Source organism: Desulfofundulus sp. (genome assembly GCF_049701015.1).
Lineage (GTDB): Bacteria > Bacillota > Desulfotomaculia > Desulfotomaculales > Desulfovirgulaceae > Desulfofundulus.
In genome coordinates this window covers 1-2,783 of sequence record NZ_JBNATZ010000299.1, presented here as the reverse complement: position 1 = coordinate 2,783, position 2,783 = coordinate 1, and the positions used below count along the sequence as shown (strand labels likewise).

At 51.0% G+C, this 2,783-nt stretch carries 3 protein-coding genes and 2 pseudogenes; all 5 read left to right on the top strand.

Translation table 11 applies throughout. The features are described 5' to 3' along the window. Nucleotides 1-62 precede the first annotated feature (62 nt). Nucleotides 63-485, top strand: a complete 423-nt coding sequence (locus ACPLUI_RS13525; protein ID WP_424660774.1) for a hypothetical protein — start codon at nt 63-65, stop codon at nt 483-485. Nucleotides 486-770: 285 nt separating this feature from the next. Continuing rightward, nucleotides 771-1,016, top strand: a pseudogene (locus ACPLUI_RS13520) (ClpX C4-type zinc finger protein); the annotation flags it as partial. 67 nt (nt 1,017-1,083) lie between these two features. After that, complete coding sequence (locus tag ACPLUI_RS13515) at nt 1,084-1,749, top strand: IS607 family transposase (RefSeq protein ID WP_424660773.1); 666 nt, start codon at nt 1,084-1,086, stop codon at nt 1,747-1,749. Continuing rightward, complete coding sequence (locus ACPLUI_RS13510) at nt 1,712-2,191, top strand: hypothetical protein (RefSeq protein WP_424660772.1); 480 nt, start codon at nt 1,712-1,714, stop codon at nt 2,189-2,191. The genes ACPLUI_RS13515 and ACPLUI_RS13510 overlap by 38 nt, the downstream gene beginning before the upstream one ends. Then, a pseudogene (locus ACPLUI_RS13505) lies at nt 2,188-2,783 on the top strand (IS200/IS605 family accessory protein TnpB-related protein); the annotation flags it as partial. The gene ACPLUI_RS13510 and the pseudogene ACPLUI_RS13505, both read left to right, overlap by 4 nt.

Below are 2,783 nucleotides of genomic sequence, written 5' to 3'. Positions count from 1 at the left end.
GGTAGGTAAACAGCACGTCATCCGGATTTCAGACAGGTATGCTTTTAAGGGGGAAAAGGTTAATGATGGCCGTAGCAAGAATGGCGGAAAAGATGAGAGAGATAGGCATTAGAAAACAGCAATTGAGGCGCTTTGTGCTGGAGGAGAGTACCGACCTGACTTTAAAGGAATGGGGGATGTTTTGTTTATTATTGAGCTTTGCAGATCCGGAAACGGGAGCAGTTCTTAATCCTATAGCGTATCAGCTTGACCATGAAGGACGGATTCTGGTTTTTGGTACTGTTGGGGATATAGCCTGTCTTACCGGTATCAGTACTGTTGTTGCACGTAAAATCATCAGGAATTTGATTAAGAAGGGATATTTGGAGAAAAAGACTCTTTATGGGCAAGAAGTGATTTCTATAATGCCGGGGTTAGAGAAAATGACGGGAAAAAGGAAAACTGTAATCTCTTTCCCCGGGAATAAAGAAACCGTTTCCAGATAGACAAAATCCGTTTCCCGATAAAAATACTTTAAAGTCCAGTTAATATCAAGGTTAGAGGTCATTTTTACTGGGAAACGAACTGGCTGAGCATGAGAAACGTAGATATTTTGCGGGATTGTGGCTATATATCATGTAATATCCGGGAAACGGAAAAATTTTTTCATCAGACGATAGACCGTTATGTGATGTCTTGCATATCCCCAGTTTTCCTGTCAGGGGTTTCGGGTGAACGAAGGGAAACATGAAGCCAGACAGGAAAGATAACATCTGCAAAGGAGTTTTGGGATGAGCAGGAAAGGTAAAGAGAACGGCCACCGGGATGAACTTAAATGTTCGTTCTGTGGCAGGCCGCAGGATGCAGTCCAGAAGCTCATAGCCGGGCCTGATGTTTTCATCTGCGATAAGTGCGTTGAGCTTTGTAGCGAAATTCTGGAAGATGAGATTGACGACCTGGACGAGATCCGACTGGAAGACCTGCCCAAACCGCGCGAGATCAAGGCGCACCTGGACCAGTACGTTGTCGGCCAGGAGGTTTGTAGCAGTTACCAACAGGCCAACAAATATTGGCAAAACATAACAAAATAGTTACCATGAAGTTATGGAACTATTAACCATCAGTAAAGCGGCAAAAAAATTAGGCGTCCACCCCAACAGCCTGCGCAACTGGGAGAAGCGTGGCTTAATCAAGCCCGTCCGTCTGCCTGGAGGCCAGCGCAGGTACTCTATGGACGAACTCAACAGGCTGTTGCAGTCCGGTCAGTTGACTGATGGGCAGGAAACAGTTGTGCTCTATGCCCGGGTATCGACCAAAAAGCAGGCTGACGCGGGTAACCTGGACCGGCAGATGGGACGGCTGCGGCAATACGCCCGGGAAAACGGATTTACCGTCAGGGCGGAATTCACGGACGTAGTCAGCGGCTTAAACCAGAAGCGCCGCGGATTAGCCAACGTGCTCAAGCTGGCCGAGCAGGGTGAGTATAAGAAGCTCATCATCGAGTATCCCGACCGGCTGGCGCGGTTTGGTTATGAGTATATCGAGCGGCATTTAAGGTACTGCGGCGTGGAAATAATCGCCATTGCGGAAAAAGAGCCGGAGGACGCACATACTGAGCTGGTTCGGGACTTACTGGCAATAGTCACCTCTTTTTCGGCCCGGCTTTACGGTGCCAGGGGCGGCAAGAAAGTCAGGCGGGGTTTTCGGGAACTGATAGCGGAGGCATTTCAAAATGAAGAAGCGGAAAAAGAACAAAAAGAAACCGGTTAATCCTGACGACGGCTTAAGATACACTGTTTGCGGCGAATGGTTTCCCCTGTCTTGGGATTATTACCCCGATCCATACGGCAAGGAAGACGAAACGCCTCTGGATACTGAGATGCGCCTTTTTTGTGCCTGCACTCGCTGGGCGTTCAACCGGCTGCAGGAAGGCCGCTCCCGTGAAGAGCTCAAAAGAGAAGGCCAGGAGTTATTTGGCATAAACTCTCGTTTTTGTGACGATGCTGTATTGAAGGCAAAGGCCGTTATTGAGTCGCAGCGAGAACTCCTGGCGCTGGAAATCGAAGAGACGGAAACGAAGCTGGGCCGGGCCAGGAAGAAACTCAACCGGGCGGAAAAAGACCTAGGCAAAGCGGTTGAAGCAAACGACCCGGTAAAAATCGAAAAAGCCAAGCGCGCCGTGCACGGCCGCAAAGCGCGGGTCAAAAATTGAAGACGAAGCTGGACGAGCTGCAGGCCCATCAAAGTAACGGTACCATACCAACAGTAGTCTTTGGCGGTCATTCTTTGTGGAAGAGTGTCTGTAAAGGCAGGGCAAGCAGCGAAGAGTGGCGTCAAGCCCGGCAGAACAGGCTTTTTGCCCGCGGTGATGAAACCAAAGGCGGCAACCCGAACATCAAGATAAGCTACCGCAGCGGAGAATTTGCTTTGTCCGTGACTGTTTCCCACCTGTCCGAGCAGAAAGGCACGGACAGCAAGGGCAGGCCCGTAATGACCAGTGCGCCCCGGGTGAAAGGCAGGCTGTGGCTGCCGGAAAAACACCGGTTGAAGGTGTGGGAACTGCTTCTTTCGGGCGCACCCTATACTGTGGAGCTGATCAAGGGTGGGGACAGCCGGTACAGGGTGCACATCACCTTTGCCGTGACAGCGCCCGACCTGGTGACCAACCCCAACCGGGGCTATTTAGGGATGGACACCAACCCTGATGGTGTGGCCTTAGCCAACGTCAGTTATTTCGGCCGGCCCGAGTCCTGGCCGGAGGGTTTCGACGTGCCCTACCCGAAGGCACTGCACAAATTTGATGA